The organism is Neoroseomonas eburnea (assembly GCF_018129005.1).
Lineage (GTDB): Bacteria > Pseudomonadota > Alphaproteobacteria > Acetobacterales > Acetobacteraceae > Neoroseomonas > Neoroseomonas eburnea.
Window position 1 is genome coordinate 1 of record NZ_JAAEDL010000058.1, and the last position, 16,134, is coordinate 16,134.

Consider the following 16,134-nt stretch of genomic DNA (forward strand, 5'->3'; position numbering starts at 1 on the left):
CGGCAGGCCGTGGCCGGGCGGCGGCGCGCCGGCGCCCTCCGCCAGGGCCTGGGCCGGCGCGGCGGCGCGCGGCGCCGTGCGGTCGGGCGGCGCGTCTTCCAGCGCCTCCTCCGCCCCCCAGTCGAGCTGCAGCGCCAGGGCCGCGAGCAGGGACGCCCGTTCATGCTCCATCCCCGCCATATCGGCCCCGGGCGGGGTTCCGCGCAACCCGCCCTGCCGCTACATGGACCCCGTGAAGCAGGAGAAAGCGGGGACATGTCCGTAGAGCGCGAGGCCATGGAATTCGACGTGCTGATCGTGGGGGGCGGCCCGGCCGGCCTCGCCGCCGCGATCCGCCTCAAGCAGCTCTCGCCGGACACGTCGGTATGCCTGGTCGAGAAGGGCAGCGAGATCGGCGCGCACATCCTGTCCGGCGCCGTGCTCGAACCCCGCGCGCTGGACGAGCTGATCCCCGACTGGCGCGACGACCCGCCGGCCCTGGCGACCCCCGCCAAGGACGACCGCTTCATGCTGCTGACGGCGACCAAGGCGTACAAGCTGCCGACGCCGCCGCAGATGAACAACCACGGCAACTACATCGTCAGCCTGGGCAATGTGTGCCGCTGGCTCGGCGCCAGGGCCGAGGCGCTGGGCGTCGAGATCTATCCGGGCTTCGCCGCCTCCGAGACCATCATCGAGGACGGTCAGGTGAAGGGCGTCGTCGCCGGCGTCATGGGCATCACGAAGGACGGCGAGGAAGGCCCCAACTACCAGCCGGGCATGGAGCTGCGCGCCACCTACACGCTGTTCGCCGAAGGCTGCCGCGGCTCGCTGACCAAGAAGCTGTTCGAGACCTACAACCTCCGCGAGGGCGTGCAGCCGCAGACCTTCGGCCTCGGCATCAAGGAGCTGTGGGAGATCCCGAAGGAGAAGCACACGCCGGGCCTGATCTGGCATTCCACCGGCTGGCCGCTGCCGAAGGACACCTATGGCGGGTCCTGGCTCTACATGCTGGGCGAGAACCTGGTGAGCGTCGGCTTCGTGGTCGGGCTCGACTACAGCAACCCCTGGCTCTCCCCCTTCGAGGAATTCCAGCGCTTCAAGCACCACCCGGCGGTCAAGGCGATGCTGGAAGGCGGCAAGCGCATCGCCTACGGTGCGCGCGCGCTGAACGAGGGCGGCTTCCAGTCCATCCCGAAGCTGGTCTTCCCGGGCGGTGCCATCATCGGCGACGCGGCGGGCTTCCTGAACGTGCCGAAGATCAAGGGCACGCACACCTCGATGAAGTCCGGCATGGTCGCGGCCGAGGCGATCGCCGAGGCGCTGAAGGCCGAGGACCGCGCGCCGGTGCTGGAAGCCTATCCGGCGATGCTGAAGGCGTCCTGGGTGTGGAGCGAGCTCCAGGCGGTGCGCAACATCCGCCCCGGCTTCGCCAAGTTCGGCTTCTGGGGCGGCATGATCAACGCCGCGGTCGAGACGTACATCACCCGCGGCAAGTCGCCCTGGACGCTGGCGCATCACGACGACCACGCGGTGCTGAAGAAGGCGTCTGACGCGCCGAAGATCGACTACCCGAAGCCGGATGGCGTGCTGTCCTTCGACCGGCTCTCCTCGGTGTTCCTGTCGAACACCAACCATGAGGAGGACCAGCCGGCGCACCTGAAGCTGAAGGATCCGTCGCGCTGGAAGGGCGTGAACCTCGACACCTTCGGCAGCCCCGAGAGCCGCTACTGCCCCGCCGGTGTCTACGAGGCGGTGGGCGTCGAGGAAGGCCAGCCGCGCCTCGTGATCAACGCCCAGAACTGCGTGCACTGCAAGACCTGCGACATCAAGGACCCGACGCAGAACATCGACTGGTGCACGCCGGAAGGCGGCGGCGGGCCGAACTACATCGGCGGCATGTGAGCGGGCCCGAGGCTCCGCGCGGGGCGCATCCCGTCCTCGGCGTGCTGCGCGCGGGCGTGCTGCTCGGCCTCGGCTGGGTGGCCGCCGCGGGGCTGGCCTGGGCGGCCTTCGGCGTGCCGTGGGCCGCGCTGCTGCTGGTGATCTGGGTGCTGCTGCTGCGCCGCTTCCACGGTGCGGTGGAAACGCTCGGGCGCAGCCTCGCGCGGGATGCGCCGCCAGGCGGGTGACGCCACGCGGCCCGGCCCCTGGGCCGCCCGCCCGCGCCGCGCTACAGCGGTGACCCCGACACCGCAAGGATTCTCCAAGACATGCTGCGCATCCACGGCATCCCCCGCTCCCGCGCCTTCCGCTGCATCTGGGCCGCCGAGGAGGCAGGGCTGCCCTACGAGGTGGTCCCGATCGGCTTCGCGTCCGGCTTCAAGCTGGAACGCCCGCTCGCCATCAACCCGAACAACAAGATCCCGGCGCTCGAGGACGGCGACCTGGTGCTGTTCGAGAGCCTGGCGATCAACCTGCACATCGCGAAGAAGGCCGGCGCGCCGCTGATGCCCTCGGGCGACGACGAATCGCGCGTGCTGCAATGGACGCTCTGGACCGCGACCGAGGTCGAGGCCCATGTCCTGCGCTGGGGCTACAATACCTACCTCAAGCCGCCGGCCGAGCGCGTCCCCGCCGAGGCGTCGGCCGGCAAGGAGGCGCTCGACCTCCGCCTCGCGGTGCTCGAGGGCGAACTCGCGAAGCGGCCCTTCCTGCTGGGCGAGGCCTTCACCATCGCCGACCTCAACCTCGCCTGCGTGCTCTATGCCGCACGGGCGAACGGGTACGACCTCGCACGATTCCCCAAGGTGGTGGCGTGGATCGATGCCTGCCTCGACCGGCCGGCCGCCAGGCGCGCGCGGGCGCTGCGCGAGGGCTGAACGGCGGCCGCGGGGGAAGCGAGGCTCCGCCTCGCGCTCCGGTCGGGGGCGCCGCCCCCGACACCCCCGCCAGGTGGCCGGGCCACCTGGACCGCCAGCCGTTTCGTCCCGGACGATCAACAGGCCCTTGTGCGGGGAGTGGGGCTACCGCCAAGCGAAGCTGCGGATGGAGCAGGTCTCGATGTTCCGTTGCTCCATCACCCGGCCGTCCATGTAGACGATGCGGATGTCGGCGGTGCAGACGCCGGTGCGCGGCAGCGTGATCGGCATGGAAGCCCCAGGCGGCAGGATCTGGCGCGGCCCCAGGCGATCCGCCCCCCAGTTCCGCTGGCTGGTGAGGGAGACGTAGATCTCGCGGATCGGTTCGCCGCTCAGGTTGACGAAGGTGAAGGACGGGTTGGGGTGCTCGACGGGCCGCGGCGGCGGCGGCGCGGCCTGCGGCACGTCGCTGCCGAAGGCGATGCGCGTCAGCGTGCAGGCATGGACGCCGAGATGCCCATCCTCCGTCCCGTCGGCGAAGCGGACGCGGATGTCGAGGTAGCAGTCGGAGAAGCCCGGCTCGACCCAGACCTGCATGCCGGGCAGCAGCGGCCCGCGCGTCAGGATGTTCGGCCCCCATTCGGTGATGCGGGAAGGCGAGACATTCGCCGCAACGATGGTCTGCCCGGTGTTGTTCTGCAGCCAGAAGCGGTTCTGCGCCGCCGCCGGCGCGGCGCCCGCGAGCATTGCCATCAGCGCGGCAAGGGCGGCAAGCAAACGCATCTCGTCTCTCCCGTCAGGGCTGCGGAGCCAGTGTAGCGGCTCCGCCGCGGCAAGGTGATGGCGGAAGCACGCCCGTGTAGTCTGCCCCGGGCAGCCAACGAGAGGGATGATGGAGCCGGAACACCCCGCGATCCTGGTGCTGGGGGCGGGCGGGCATGGCAAGGCTGTGGTCGACCTGTTGCGCGCGCATGGCGGCTGGCGCCTGGCGGGGGTGGTGGATGCGGCGCCGCGCGTCGCCGCGGTGCTCGGCGTGCCGGTGCTGGGCGACGAATCGCACCTGCCGGAACTGCTGCGGGCAGGCATCGCCGCCGCCCATCCGGCCATCGGCCACAACGGGCTGCGCCTCGCCGCCGCTGCGCGGCTCCGGGCAGCAGGCTTCGCCCTGCCCGTGCTGCTTCATCCCGCCGCCCTGCTCGGCCATGGCGTGGCGCTGGCCGAAGGCGCGGTGGTGATGGCGCGCGCAACCATCGGGCCAGAGGCGCGGATCGGCCGGCTGGTGCTGGTCAACACCGGCGCCCTCGTCGAACATGACTGCGAGCTGGAGGAAGGCGCCCACATCGCCCCCGGGGCGGTGCTGACCGGCGGCGTGCGCATCGGCGCGGGGGCCATGATCGGTGCCGGCGCGGTGGTCCGCCCTGGTGTCACCGTCGGTGCCGGCGCCATCATCGGCGCGGGCGCCGCTGTCCTGTCCGACGTTCCCGCCGGCGCGACCGTCGCCGGCGTTCCCGCCACCCTGCTCCGATCGGAGAGCCCGCCGCCATGACCCTCCCGCGCCGCCTGCTGCTCGCCGCTCCTGCCCTCGCCGCCCTGCCCGCCCGCGCCCAGGCGGCGGGCTGGACGGTCGCGACCGAATACCCCGCCACCTCCATCCCCGGCGAAGGGGTGACGCATTTCGCCGCCATCGCCACCGCGCGCGGCGTGCCGGTCACGGCGGCGACCGACGGGCCCGGCGGCTACCGCTCCGCCGCCGCGCTGACGGCGCTGGCGGAAGGCCGCTTCGCCGCGGTGGATGCCTTCGCCGGCGCGTTGAACGCGGTCGATCCGCTGTTCCTGCTCTCCTCCCTGCCCTTCCTCACCGCCTCGCACGCCGATGCGGCGCGGCTGCGCGACCTGGCGCGGCCGCACTACGTCGCGGCGCTGGGCAAGCATGGCGCGACGCTGCTGTGGACGACGCCCTGGCCGCCCTCGGGCCTGTGGACGCGCCAGCCGGTGCGCACGCCCGCCGATCTGCGCGGCCTGCGCGTGCGCACCTACGACGCCACGGGCACCGAGGTGCTGCGCGCCGCCGGCGCGATCGCCGAGGTGCTCTCCTTCGGCGAGGTCGATGCGCGGCTCGAAGCCGGTACGCTCGATGCCGTGCTGTCCTCGGGCGATGGCGGCGCGGGGCGGCGGCTGTGGCGCTGGCTGCCGAACTTCACCGAGCTGAACTACGCCTGGCCGGTCTCGCTCGCCTTCGCCTCCGGCGCGCGCCTCGCCGCGCTCGCGCCGGCGCAGCGGGAGGCAGTACTGCAGGCCGGTGCGGAAACCGAGGCCCGGCAATGGCAGGCGATCATCGGCCGGCTCGAAGCCAATCACCGCGTGATGCGCGAGAACCAGGTCGGCATCCATCGACCCGATGCGGCGCTGCAGGTGGCGCTGCGCGATGCGTCCAAGGCGTCGACCGAGGCATGGAAGGCACGGGCGGGTGAAGCGGGGCGATCGATCCTGGCGGCCTTCGCGGCCGCCTAGAGCGGTTTCCGTTCGCCTCGGCCCACGGCAACCACTCTAGGCTCCTGCTCTCGCGAGCATCTTCACCCGATCCGGCAATTCCACCTGATCGGGATCGGCTCCAGGATCGGCCCTGCGCCAGCGACCGACGGCGCGCCTGCCAGGACAGCGACATCAGATCGGCCCCCAAGGCGGGCTGGCTTCATGCCAGCGGCACGAGTTCTTGCCTCGCGCCGAGGCCGCGACGGGCACCCGGTCACGTAGCCTTGCAACGTGACCGGCGGTCCGGAATGCGGCCCGCCGCCGGTCCGGCGCAGCCAAGCAAGGCGGAGGTTCGTGTCCGACGCCTGAGGGCACGAAACGGCCGATACCGGCGGTCGTGAATAGCGGCCGCCGGCATCAGACGTGCAGATCGATGAGACGCCCATCCTCGCCCACGGACGCCGCGGATGGGTCCGCCGGAAAGCCCAGGATCCTCACACGCACGCCATCCTCGGAGTCCGTCAACGGCCCGGCGATGGCGGTGGCGGGCGGCTGCCGATCCTGCTCGGCCCGGACGCCGGCCTCGTCGGGATCGGTATCGGCGTCGGCATCGTCCCCCGCCGTCGCCGCCAGCATCTGCGCGATGGCGGCGGCGATACGGTCCTTGTTCGAGACCGTCGCGATACCGATGCCGCCCGACTTCGCCGTGGCGTCCACCTCATCCCCCGCCCCAGCCAGGCCGAGGGTCCTGCGGACCAGGTCGCGGAAATGGACGGTGACGCCGTCGTTGGTCGTCACGGTGCCGGGCGAACCGGGATCGTCCGAGGCCAGGGCGGCGGCGAGGTCCGCCCGGCTCATGGCCAACATCCCACCCGAGCCATCGCCGCTGTCGAAGACGAGAAGTACGCCATCCTGGCCGCCGGCACGCGTCGAGGCGATGTCCTGCATCAGTGCGCCGGCCATGCCCGCACAGGCTCCGGCGTATTCCCCGCCAGCGCCGGCCGATTGGGCGCGCGGCGCCATGACAGCCATCAGGCGCTCCAGCTCCTGCGCCGAGAAGGCGCTGCCCTGCCTCCCGACCGCAGCCTCCAGGGCCTCGACGGCCGCGGCTTCGGGCGTCGCGGCCCTCGCCGCCTCCGCGAGGGGTGCGAGCGGGGTGGACATTGGCGTCATGCCGGAAGTGATCGCGACCATGCCGCGAGCCTCGCGCCGCCCCGTTGAGAAGGCGTGACTTCAGGCCGTCGAGGAAGCGGCAACATGGCGCGCGAAATCCGCCCCCGCCACGCCGCGGCGCAGCGGCACGCAGATCTCCGGCGGCGCGGCGCCGAACCGCACGCCGGCCTGCTCCGCCGCGCCCAGGAAGCGGTCGAGATGCCGCATCGCCCCGTTCGGCAGGTCGTGCAGCACCAGCACGGCGGTCTCGCGCGCGCCGTCCAGCATGGCCTGCGCGGTGGCGACCCAGCCATCGGGGTCGCGGAAGTCGCCGGGCACGGCGTTCCACAGCAGCACCGTGTGGCGCTGCGCGACCAGGTGGTCCGCCGCGGCGCGGTTCAGCAGGTGCGGCCCGAGCGCCCCGCCGCCGCCATTCGGGCGGAACAGCCGGTCCGGCCCGTGCAGCGCGCCCATCAGCCGGTCGGTCTCGGCGATCTCGGCGACCGCCTCCGTCGCGCCGCGGCGGCCGAGCGGTTCGCCGTGCGTCAGCGTGTGGTTGCCGATGGCATGGCCCTCGGCCTGCGCGCGCTCGGCGCAGGCGCGCGCGGCGGGATCGCGCAGCTTGGAGCCGATGACGAAAAAGATCGCCGGAATGCGGCGGCGCGCGAGCACCGCCAGCACGCCGGGCGTGACCTCCGGCTCAGGGCCGTTGTCGAAGGTGAGGCAGACCTCGACCACCGCAGTCAGTCGCCGATCGCGTTGGTCAGCGTGCCGATGCCTTCGATCGTCAGCTCCATCACGTCGCCGGTCTTGAGAGTCTGCGGCGGCTGCATGGCGTAGCCGACGCCTTCCGGCGTGCCGGTCATGATCACGTCGCCGGGCAGCAGGGTGAAGCCGGCGGAGAGCTGGTGGATGATCTCCCTCACGTCGAAGATCATCTTGCTGGTGCGGGACGACTGGCGCTGCTGGCCGTTGATCTTCAGCCCGATCGCGAGGTCGGCGGCGTCGAGGTCCGCCGCCGGCACGATCACCGGCCCCATCGGGCAGGACCGGTCGAGCGACTTGCCCTTGAACCACTGCCCGTGCCGACGCTGCAGGTCGCGCCCGGTGACGTCGTTGCCGATGGTCCAGCCGAAGACGTGGTCGAGCGCCTTCTCCTTCGGGATATCGGCGCCGGCCTTGCCGATGACGGCGACGAGCTCGACCTCGTAGTCGAGCCACTGCGTCACCTCCGCATGGCTCGGCACCGGCGTGCCCGGCGCGATCACGGTGTCGGCGGCCTTGGTGAAGAACTGCGGGTATTTCGGCACCTCGGACTGGGTGACGCCGCGCGTGCGGTCGCCTTCCGCCACATGATCCATGTAGTTGCGCCCGACGCAGAAGACGTTGCGGCGCGGGCGGGGAATCGGCGCCTGCAACGCGACGGAGGCGAGCGGCAGCACGGCCGCGGCTGGCGGGTTCGCCGCCAGGCTGCGAACCTGCGTCAGCAGCGTGGGCCCGGCCTCGATCAGCGCGACCATGTCGCGCGCGGGCGGCATGGCGGCGCCGAGGTCGAGCACGCGCCCGCCTTCCAGCAGCACGCCGGCGCGGCTGCCCGCGGCATCGGCGAAGGTGATCAGTCGCAAGAAGGCCATGGACGTTCCCCTGGATTCAGTGGCGCCACGCAAGCGCGCCGGGCCGGCAGGCGCAAGCCCCCGTCATGCCTGGCCGCCTGGGGCTGAGAGCCCGCTTGGGAAGTCCGGCGCCCGCCTGCCCACCCATCGCCGCCTGCTGCGAAGGACGCCTTGGCGGAGCCGCCGCCCACGGGACAGGGCCGGCCTCAGTCCAGGAAGCGCGCCAGCCGCACCGCCGTATGCCCGCGCGGCACCATCGGCGTCGGCATCACCAGCAGGCAGTCGTCATGCGGGGTGCGGATCTCCTCCTCCCCATCCATCGCGATCAGCGTGTTGCGGCGGCGGATCACCTCGCCGCCGCGAAAATCGCGCACGAAGGTGAAGCTGCGCGTCGCCGCCGTGACGGTATGCGTCACGCGCGCACGGCGCGGCGGCGGGACGGGCTCGATCATGGCCAGCGGCGCATCCTCGGCGACGGCACCGAGCCCGCGCAACGCCCGGGCGCAGGTCTGCTCCATCCGCGCCACCGTCTCCGGTTCCCAATGGTCGCCCGCCTCCACCAGCACCGCCGTCGGCTCGGTGTCGGGTGCGGCGAAGCGCGCGTAGTCGATCAGCCGCCGACCGCCCACATGCCCGCTGTCGGCGACCACCATGCGCGGCACGCCGATCGACAGCGCGAAACGTGCGGCCTTTTCCGGTTCCCCGGTCAGGATCAGCGACTCGGACGCCCAGAGCATCGAATGCAGATCGACCAGAACGTCGACCGAATCGATCAGCGGCCGCAATTCCCGCGCGCGCCGCAACTCGGCCGAGCGCTGCGGGCCTTCGAGCAATTCGCGGTCCCAGACGCGATTGAGATCCTCGTCGACGAAGCGTGTCGCGGTGGGATCGGCCGGGTCGAAGCGTTGGAAGGCGTCGAGGTTGCCGAACACCAGCGAAAGCCGCCCGCGCGCCGGCCGCAGCCCCGCGCGCAGCAGACGATCGAGCACGACCGCGCCGGCGATCTCGTTGCCATGCACGATCGCGGTGATCGCCACATGTGGCCCGGCCGCCTTGGCGACGAACGACCAGGCGCCGGAAATGCCGCAATTGCCGGCGATCCAGCGCCGGATGTCGGGCACGGCGATGTTGACCGGGAAGACCGGCAGCGTCGATGGCCGCCGCGGCGCGTCGCGCTGCTCACGCATGGGACACCCGCGCGGGCCGCCGCCTCCCGGCGAGCCAACCCACCGCAGCTTGCCCCACAGGTACATCGCCCGCCAGCGCTCGCCTCATGGTTACAGTGTATACGTGCGCCACGCCTCGTCCATCGGGCGGCGCACGAGGCATGAACCCGCGATGCGTGCCGCGCCGACAGCGCGGATCGCTCGCAGTTGCAAGTGGGCACCGGATTTCTGCTGCGATGTCGGGGACGCGCGTGCTTCGCTCGCGCCGCGCGGCATCGCGGCGGGCATGCCACGGCGTGACAAGGATCACAGACCGGAAGACCTCCGGCGTGCGTGCGGGAAACGTCACGGGAAGCACCGGGACAGCCCGGTTGTCGACGGAGGTTCCGCCCCCTCATCCCTCGCCAGGGGCCGAAATGCCGTTGGCACCCGGCGACCGGCCAGTTGCCCAGCACCTGGGGGTGATCCGCCCTCGCGGCCGTCCAGGGCGGCTCCTCACCGCGCGCACCGCTCCACCTGCCGCGCCACGAAGCGTCGCGCCAGCGCGGCATTCACGGTGCGAGCGGCTCCGGTCCCGCCAGGGCGCGGATGTAGCGCGCGACGCTGTCCCGCGCCGCCGCCTTGCCGCCGCTCGCCATCACGCGATCCCACCAGCCGCCGTAGATCGCGTCGAACTCCAGCGCCTCGAGCGCCGCGCCGATGCGCGCCACCTCGGCCGCCGGCAACGGGACCCAATTCGGGAAGGACCACATGAAGGAAATGTGCCTGCGGTCGGGCGTGACGCTCGCGATGTCGCCGGTCAGGATCGCGCCCGGCCCTTCCGCCCGGTGCAGGATCGTCCCGCCGGCGAAGTGCCCGCCAAGCCGGTGCAGCGTGAGGCCGGGCAGCACTTCCTGCGCCTCGCCGGACCAGAAGCGGATCGCCGGATCGGGGCGCATCACCCAGGCGCGATCGGCCTCGTGCAGCAGGACCGGACAGTCGAAGGCCCGCGCCCATTCGACCATGGATGTGTAGAAATGCGGATGGCTGACGGCGATCGCCTTCAGCCCGCCGAGCGCCTTCACGAGCGCCACGGTCGCCGGATCGAGCAGCGCGACGCAGTCCCACAGAACATTGCCCTGCGGCGTGCGCACCAGCAGCGCGCGTTGGCCGATGGCGAAGTCGGGGAAGACGCCGAGGCCGAGCAGCCCCGGCGCCACCTCCCGCCAGCCGATGGCGTGGCGGCGCGACAGCGCCTCCATCGTCGTCCAGGCCTGCCCGCCCGCCGGCACCCATTGCCGCGGATCCTCGCAGATCGCGCAGCGCGCCGGAGGGGTGGCGGAGGGCGCGTGCTGCGTGCCGCAGGTCGCGCAGATGAAGGCGGTCATGCTCATCGTCTTCGCTGCCTCTCCCCGGCCACCAGGGTCTCGAGCTGCGCCATCGGCACCGCGCCGGGGATCAGGTTGTCGCCGATCACCAGCGCCGGCGTGCCCTCGATCTGCAGCGACCGCGCAAGGCGCAGGTTGGCGTCGAGCCGCTGCTGGATCGCCGCATCCCCCATGTCGCGGAACAGCCGCGCGACGTCGATGCCGGCGCGCTGCGCCTCGCTGCGGATCACCGCCTCGGTCGGTTCCCCGCGCAGGCGCATCAGCGCGTCGTGCAGCTCGACATACTTGCCCTGCCGCTGCGCGGCGAGCAGCGCGCGGGACGCGACCACGCTCTGCGGCCCCAGGATCGGGATGTCCTTCATCACCACGCGGATGTTGCGGTCGCGCCGCAGCAGGTCCGCCATCTCCGCATGCAGCCGCTTGCAGTAGGGGCAGCGCACGTCGAAGAACTCGACGATGGTCACGTCGCCGCGCGGGTTGCCGCGCACCGGGTCGGCGGCGTCGTTGAACAGCGCGTCGCGGCTGGCGGCGATGGCGGTGCGCTGGGCGCCCTCGCGCTCCCGCTCCTCGGAGGCCTGCATGGCGCCGATGGCGTCGCGCAGGATGGAAGGATCGCGGCGCAGCGCCTCGCGCAGGATGGAGACGATCTCCTCCCGCTGCGCATCGGTGAAGGCCTGCGCCATGGCGCGCCCGCCCGTCACGATGCCGGCCGCGGCCAGCAGGAAGGCTCGTCTCATCATCGCTCCCGGCGCCGGCGCGCCTCTCGTTCGGCCGCCCGCATCTCGGGCGACAGGTTTTCCCGTCGGGATGCCTCAACTATGTCGCGCGCCCGCTGGAGGGAAGGGCCTGGCGGCAGACGCGGCTCGGCGCGCAGGGCGAGCATGCGGGCGGCGGCGAAGTCGCTCGACAGCATCGCCTCCTCCGCGAGGGCGAGGTCGGCCGCCGCCCTGTCCCCTGCCCGCCCCCGCGCGGTGGCGAGCAGTCGCCAGGCGGCGGCGTCCTCGCGGTCCCGCGCCAGGGCCGAATCGAGCTCCTGCGCCGCGCGGCGCAGCGATGCGGGGTCGCCGAGCTCGACCAGCGCACGGGCATGGGCAATGCGGATCAGCGGCTCCTGCGGCGCGAGCCGCGCCGCCGTGGCGTAGGGGCCGAGCGAATCCCGCACCCGCCCGCCCTCGAACAGCACCTGGCCCTTGAGCTCATGCAGGTAGGGGTCGGAAGGGTGCTCTCGGATCAGCCCGTCGAGCAGGGTCACGGCCTCCGCCCGCCGCCCGCTGCGGTGCAGTGCGATCGCCCGCGCGTAGCGCGCCGGGGCGGAGGCATCGGTCGCCGGATATCGCCGGAACGTGATCTCCGGGCGGTCGAGGAAGCCGTCCAGCTTGGCGCGGACCATGGCGTAGCGCGCCTCGATGGCGGGCGGCGGTGCGCGTTCCGCCCCGCCCATCCGCGCCGCCTCCTCCCGCACGAAATCGAGCCGGTCGCGCGACAGCGGATGGGTCCGCAGGTAGGGATCCTGGCGCGAAACCTGAAGGCTTTCCTGGTCCTGCAGCCGTTCGAGCAGCCGCGCCAGGCCGAGCGGCGACCAGCCCTCGCGCGCCAGCATGCCGATCGCCGCCTGGTCGGCCGCCTGCTCCTGCGCCCGGGTATGGGCGAGGAGCTCCCGCATGGCGGCATTCTGCCCGGCCATGGCGATGCCGATGCCGGCCTCCCCCGCGCCGCGGCCGCCGCCCGCGACGGCGGCAATTCCACCGAGCAGCATCGCCGCGGCCTGGCGGAGCATCGCCGCGCGCAGCTCCTCCGGCAGGCGGCTGACATGGCCGCCCGCGATGTGACCGGCCTCGTGAGCGATCACCCCGGCGAATTCGGCGACGCTCTCCGTCTGCTGGATCAGCCCGGTGTGGATGAAGAGCCGGTTGCCGGTCGTGACGAAGGCGTTTATGGCCCAGGCCTGCAGGAGCGTGATGCGGATGGCGGCCGGGTCCAGGCCGGCGGCCCGGAACAGGGGATGCGCCACGGCCCTCACCAGGGCTTCGGTCTCCGCATCGCGAATGGTCACGACACGCTGCGGCACCTGCTGCGCGGAAGGGAAGGCGAGCACGATCGGCATGAGGACCAGGACGACGAGGACGACCAGCGCCTTCCGCATGCCGGCCACCCTACCGCCTTCCGCCCCGGCCCCGAAGCGCCGCCGCGCGCCCTGGCTGCTGGCGCTGGCCGCGCTGCTGCCGGGGTGTTCGTTTGTCAGTTCGATCACGCCGAGCTTCATCAGCCGGCCCCAGGTCCCGCTCGGCACGCCCGGCCACGTCACCGGCTTCGTCGGCGGCGCGGCGGCGGAGGAGCCGCGCGCGGCGATCGTTGCGCGGGAGATCCTCTCCTCCGGCGGCTCGGCGGTGGATGCGGCGGTGGCCGGGGCCTTCGCCATGTCCGTGACGCTGCCCTCCCGCGCCGGACTCGGCGGCGGCGGCGCCTGCCTGGTCTACAGCGCCTCCCGCCGGGAGGTGCAGGCGGTGGTCTTCCCGGCAGGCAGCCGCGCCGGCCTGCCCCAGGGGGTCGATCGCCCGGCGGCGGTGCCGCTGATGGCGCGCGGCCTGTTCCTTCTGCACACCCGCGGCGGGCGGCTGCGCTTCGAGCAGCTTGTCCGCCCGGCCGAGGATCTCGCGCGCTTCGGCACCGAGGTGAGCCGCGTCTTCGCCGACGACCTCGCCGTCGTCGCCGCGCCGCTGCTCAACGACCCGCAGGCGCGGCGCGTCTTCGGCGCGCCGGGCGGCGGGCCGCTGCGTGCCGGGGAGCGGATGACCCAGCTCGACCTCGGCGCGACGCTCGCGCAACTGCGCACCGGCGGCGTCGGTGAGATGTACCAGGGCGGCCTCGCCACCCGGCTCGAGGAAGGCTCGCTCGCCGCCGGCGGCGGGCTGACCGCGGGCGAGCTGCGTGCCTCCCGCGCCGAGGTGATGGACGCGGTGCGCGTCGCTTCCGGCATCGACAACGCCTTCTTCCTGCCGGCCTCGGCCGATGGCGGCGCCGGGACCGCGCAGGCCTTCCAGGCGGCGATGGCCGGGCAGGCGCCACCCTACGGCTCCGGCATGGTGGGGGCCTCCGCCGGCCTGGTCACGCTGGACCCGGAGGGCAACGCGGTGACCTGCGCCTTCTCGATGAACAACCTCTTCGGCACCGGCCGCGTGGTGGCCGACACCGGCATCCTGCTGGGCGCGGCGCCGGGGTTGGGCTCGGTGCCGCCGGCGCCGCTCGCCGTCGCGCTGGCGACGGGGCGGGACATGCGCGGCTTCCGTGCCGCCACGGCGGGGTCCGGGCAGCAGGCCGCCGGGGCCGCGGCGGGGGCGAGCCTTGCCGCCGCGCTGCGCCGCGCGGCGCCCGCCGAGACCTTCGCCGCCGTGCCCGAGCCGGGGCGGGGAATGGTGATCTCCTGCCCGGGCTACGCGCCATCCTCGACCGCCACCTGCACGGGCATGGCGGACCCGCGCGGCGGCGGCGTCGCGATCGGGAGCTTCGCGCGGTGACGCGCGAGGGGCCCCGGCAGGCGCCGGCGCGCGGGCCGGTGCGCCCCGCCGTATCGTTCCGGATGCGCGCCAGATGAAGGTCGGCCGGGCGGCGGACGCCCCGCCCTTCCTGGTGATGGACGTGATCGCGGCGGCCAATGCGCGTGCCGCGAGCCTGCCGCCCGGCGCGCCCGGCATCATCCGCATGGAGGTCGGCCAGCCCGGCACCGGCGCCCCGCGCGGCGCTGCGGAGGCGGCGATCCGCGCCCTGCAGGCCGGCGCGCCGATGGGCTACACGGAGGCCTTCGGCCTTGCCTCGCTGCGCGCGCGCATCGCGCGGCACTATCGCGAGCACTACGGCACCGAGGTGCCGGAAGCGCGCATCGCCGTCACGGTCGGCGCCTCGGGGGCCTTTCCGCTGGCCTTCCTCGCCGCCTTCGACCCGGGCGACCGCGTGGCGATGGCCGCGCCCTTCTACCCGCCCTATGCGAACATCCTGACCGCGCTCGGCATGGTGCCGGTGCTGCTGCCCTGCGATGCCTCGACGCGGTTCCAGCCGACGCTCGCCATGTTGGAACGGCTGGATCCGCGCCCCGAGGGGCTGATCGTCGCCAGCCCCTGCAACCCCGCAGGCACCATGCTGGCGCCGGAGGAACTTGCCGCCATCGCCCGCTGGTGCCACGCGAACGGCGTGCGGCTGATCAGCGACGAGATCTACCACGGCCTCACCTGGGGCACGGTGGCCGAGAGCACCGCGGCGGCCTTCAGCGACAGCGCCGTGGTGGTGAATTCCTTCTCGAAATACTGGTCCATGACCGGCTGGCGCATCGGCTGGCTGGTGCTGCCGGAGGACCTGGTGCGGCCGGTGGAATGCCTAGCGCAGAACATGTTCATCAGCGCGCCGCATGTCGCGCAGGTGGCGGCGGAAGCCGCGATGGACTGCACCGGGGAACTGGAGGCCAACAAGGCCGCCTATGCCCGCAGCCGGGCCGCCCTGCTGGACGGGCTGCCGAAGGCGGGCTTCACCAATATCGCGGCGGCCGACGGCGCCTTCTACCTGTGGTGCGACGTCGGCCACCTGACCAACGACAGCGCGGCCTTCTGCGCCGAGATGCTGGACAAGGCAGGCATCGCGGCGACCACGGGGCTCGACTTCGACCGTGGCCGCGGGGCGCGGTTCCTGCGCTTCTCCTATTGCGGCACCGAGGCCGACATGGCGGTCGCGCCCCGCCGGCTGAAGGATTGGCTCGCGCGCTGACCCGCGCACACGGAGGGAAGGATCCGCGCCCGCGGGCATCGGCGCGGCGGGCGAGCCTTCACAATCCCTCGTGCGACCTGATCTCGCGCGGGAAGTCGTCCTTGCGGCGGAGGATCTCGAGCCTCTTCACCGGCAATCGCTGCCAGGCGAGGCCGGCGACCACCGGCGCCACGGTCGGCGCAAGGACGAGGTATTCCGGCGCATAGGCGGCCGGCGCGGCGTAGAGTCCGCGGGTGTCCGCGGGAAAGAAGCCGATGGCGAAGGCAACGCCTGCGACCTCGGCAAGCGCGTAGTCCCGCAGGCGCAGCTCGGGGAAATAGGGGCTGGTCTCGGCGAAGGGCAGCGGCACGCGCAATTCGCGCTCGATGGATTGGCCGGGTTCCAGCCGCACGCAGAGCGGCAGGTCGGGCGCGAGCAGCACGCGATCCTGCGGCAGCGGCGCGATGAACTTCCCCAGCATGACGACCCCGTCCGGGCGCAGGATGACCACGGCGGCGTTCGGGTCGGCGCTCACGGCATGGGTCCCGGGATCGACGCTCGGCATCGCGTCCATGACGAAGAGCGCGACGGAGGACTGGTTCGCGGCCCGGTAGGCGAAGACGAAGGCGTCGCCGACCTTGTTCGGGTGGCAATCGAGGTGGAGCGTGCCGCGCGTCGCAGCGGTGTCCATCGCCTGTCAGCCCCTCCGTTGCCCGGTCATGGTCCGGCCGGCGGGTCGGGCGGCTTGCCGCCGGCGCCCGCACCGGCACCCGCGCCCGCGGCCCCTCCGCCCGATGCCGGAGCCGCCCCCGCGCCGGACGCCGGAGCCGCCCCCGCGCCGGACGCCGGAGCC

Annotated in this window: 16 protein-coding genes; 7 read left to right on the plus strand and 9 right to left on the minus strand. The window is 73.0% G+C overall.

Features of this window, described 5'->3' with window-relative positions; genetic code table 11:
* The first annotated feature begins 255 nt into the window (after positions 1-255).
* The 3 genes from GXW74_RS26990 to GXW74_RS27000 all read left to right on the plus strand — a co-directional run bounded on the left by GXW74_RS26990 (position 256) and on the right by GXW74_RS27000 (position 2,801).
* Positions 256-1,884, plus strand: a complete 1,629-nt coding sequence (locus tag GXW74_RS26990) for an electron transfer flavoprotein-ubiquinone oxidoreductase (protein ID WP_246524243.1) — start codon at positions 256-258, stop codon at positions 1,882-1,884.
* Positions 1,881-2,111: a hypothetical protein gene (locus GXW74_RS26995; RefSeq protein ID WP_211849930.1), complete on the plus strand. Its 231-nt coding sequence runs from the start codon at positions 1,881-1,883 to the stop codon at positions 2,109-2,111. Before GXW74_RS26990 ends, GXW74_RS26995 begins: the two co-directional genes overlap by 4 nt.
* 81 nt (positions 2,112-2,192) lie before the next feature.
* Positions 2,193-2,801, plus strand: coding sequence for a glutathione S-transferase family protein (locus tag GXW74_RS27000; RefSeq protein ID WP_211849932.1), 609 nt, complete (start codon positions 2,193-2,195; stop codon positions 2,799-2,801).
* A gap of 144 nt (positions 2,802-2,945) precedes the next feature.
* Here the strand turns inward: GXW74_RS27000 and GXW74_RS27005 are convergent, their stop codons facing one another.
* Positions 2,946-3,563: a Tat pathway signal protein gene (locus GXW74_RS27005; RefSeq protein WP_211849933.1), complete on the minus strand. Its 618-nt coding sequence runs from the start codon at positions 3,561-3,563 to the stop codon at positions 2,946-2,948.
* A 109-nt stretch (positions 3,564-3,672) separates the two neighbouring features.
* On the opposite strand from GXW74_RS27005, the gene GXW74_RS27010 reads away from it, so the two are divergent.
* Together GXW74_RS27010 and dctP are read left to right on the plus strand one after the other, a co-directional pair.
* Positions 3,673-4,326: a NeuD/PglB/VioB family sugar acetyltransferase gene (locus tag GXW74_RS27010; RefSeq protein WP_211849935.1), complete on the plus strand. Its 654-nt coding sequence runs from the start codon at positions 3,673-3,675 to the stop codon at positions 4,324-4,326.
* Positions 4,323-5,291: a TRAP transporter substrate-binding protein DctP gene (gene dctP / locus GXW74_RS27015; protein ID WP_211849936.1), complete on the plus strand. Its 969-nt coding sequence runs from the start codon at positions 4,323-4,325 to the stop codon at positions 5,289-5,291. Before GXW74_RS27010 ends, dctP begins: the two co-directional genes overlap by 4 nt.
* 378 nt (positions 5,292-5,669) lie before the next feature.
* Here the strand turns inward: dctP and GXW74_RS27020 are convergent, their stop codons facing one another.
* The 7 genes from GXW74_RS27020 to GXW74_RS27050 all read right to left on the minus strand — a co-directional run bounded on the left by GXW74_RS27020 (position 5,670) and on the right by GXW74_RS27050 (position 12,693).
* Positions 5,670-6,446: a hypothetical protein gene (locus GXW74_RS27020; protein ID WP_211849937.1), complete on the minus strand. Its 777-nt coding sequence runs from the start codon at positions 6,444-6,446 to the stop codon at positions 5,670-5,672.
* A gap of 39 nt (positions 6,447-6,485) precedes the next feature.
* Positions 6,486-7,142 carry a polysaccharide deacetylase family protein gene (locus GXW74_RS27025; RefSeq protein ID WP_211849939.1) on the minus strand — a complete coding sequence of 219 codons (657 nt, stop codon included), beginning with the start codon at positions 7,140-7,142 and terminating at the stop codon, positions 6,486-6,488.
* Positions 7,143-7,147: 5 nt separating this feature from the next.
* Positions 7,148-8,038: a fumarylacetoacetate hydrolase family protein gene (locus GXW74_RS27030; protein WP_211849940.1), complete on the minus strand. Its 891-nt coding sequence runs from the start codon at positions 8,036-8,038 to the stop codon at positions 7,148-7,150.
* A gap of 185 nt (positions 8,039-8,223) precedes the next feature.
* Positions 8,224-9,204, minus strand: a complete 981-nt coding sequence (locus tag GXW74_RS27035; RefSeq protein WP_211849941.1) for a M14 family metallopeptidase — start codon at positions 9,202-9,204, stop codon at positions 8,224-8,226.
* Positions 9,205-9,734: 530 nt separating this feature from the next.
* Positions 9,735-10,556: an MBL fold metallo-hydrolase gene (locus tag GXW74_RS27040; protein WP_211849942.1), complete on the minus strand. Its 822-nt coding sequence runs from the start codon at positions 10,554-10,556 to the stop codon at positions 9,735-9,737.
* On the minus strand, positions 10,553-11,287 hold the full coding sequence (locus tag GXW74_RS27045; RefSeq protein WP_246524244.1) for a DsbA family protein: 735 nt from the start codon (positions 11,285-11,287) through the stop codon (positions 10,553-10,555). The genes GXW74_RS27040 and GXW74_RS27045 overlap by 4 nt, the downstream gene beginning before the upstream one ends.
* On the minus strand, positions 11,287-12,693 hold the full coding sequence (locus GXW74_RS27050; RefSeq protein ID WP_211849947.1) for a M48 family metalloprotease: 1,407 nt from the start codon (positions 12,691-12,693) through the stop codon (positions 11,287-11,289). The genes GXW74_RS27045 and GXW74_RS27050 overlap by 1 nt, the downstream gene beginning before the upstream one ends.
* Between GXW74_RS27050 and GXW74_RS27055 the strand changes: the two genes are divergently transcribed.
* Positions 12,653-14,065, plus strand: coding sequence for a gamma-glutamyltransferase (locus GXW74_RS27055; protein WP_211849948.1), 1,413 nt, complete (start codon positions 12,653-12,655; stop codon positions 14,063-14,065). The genes GXW74_RS27050 and GXW74_RS27055 overlap by 41 nt on opposite strands.
* Before the next feature lie 73 nt (positions 14,066-14,138).
* On the plus strand, positions 14,139-15,302 hold the full coding sequence (locus GXW74_RS27060) for a pyridoxal phosphate-dependent aminotransferase (RefSeq protein WP_211849949.1): 1,164 nt from the start codon (positions 14,139-14,141) through the stop codon (positions 15,300-15,302).
* Between the two features lie 58 nt (positions 15,303-15,360).
* Here the strand turns inward: GXW74_RS27060 and GXW74_RS27065 are convergent, their stop codons facing one another.
* Positions 15,361-15,972, minus strand: coding sequence for a hypothetical protein (locus GXW74_RS27065; protein ID WP_211849950.1), 612 nt, complete (start codon positions 15,970-15,972; stop codon positions 15,361-15,363).
* Between the last annotated feature and the right edge of the window lie 162 nt (positions 15,973-16,134).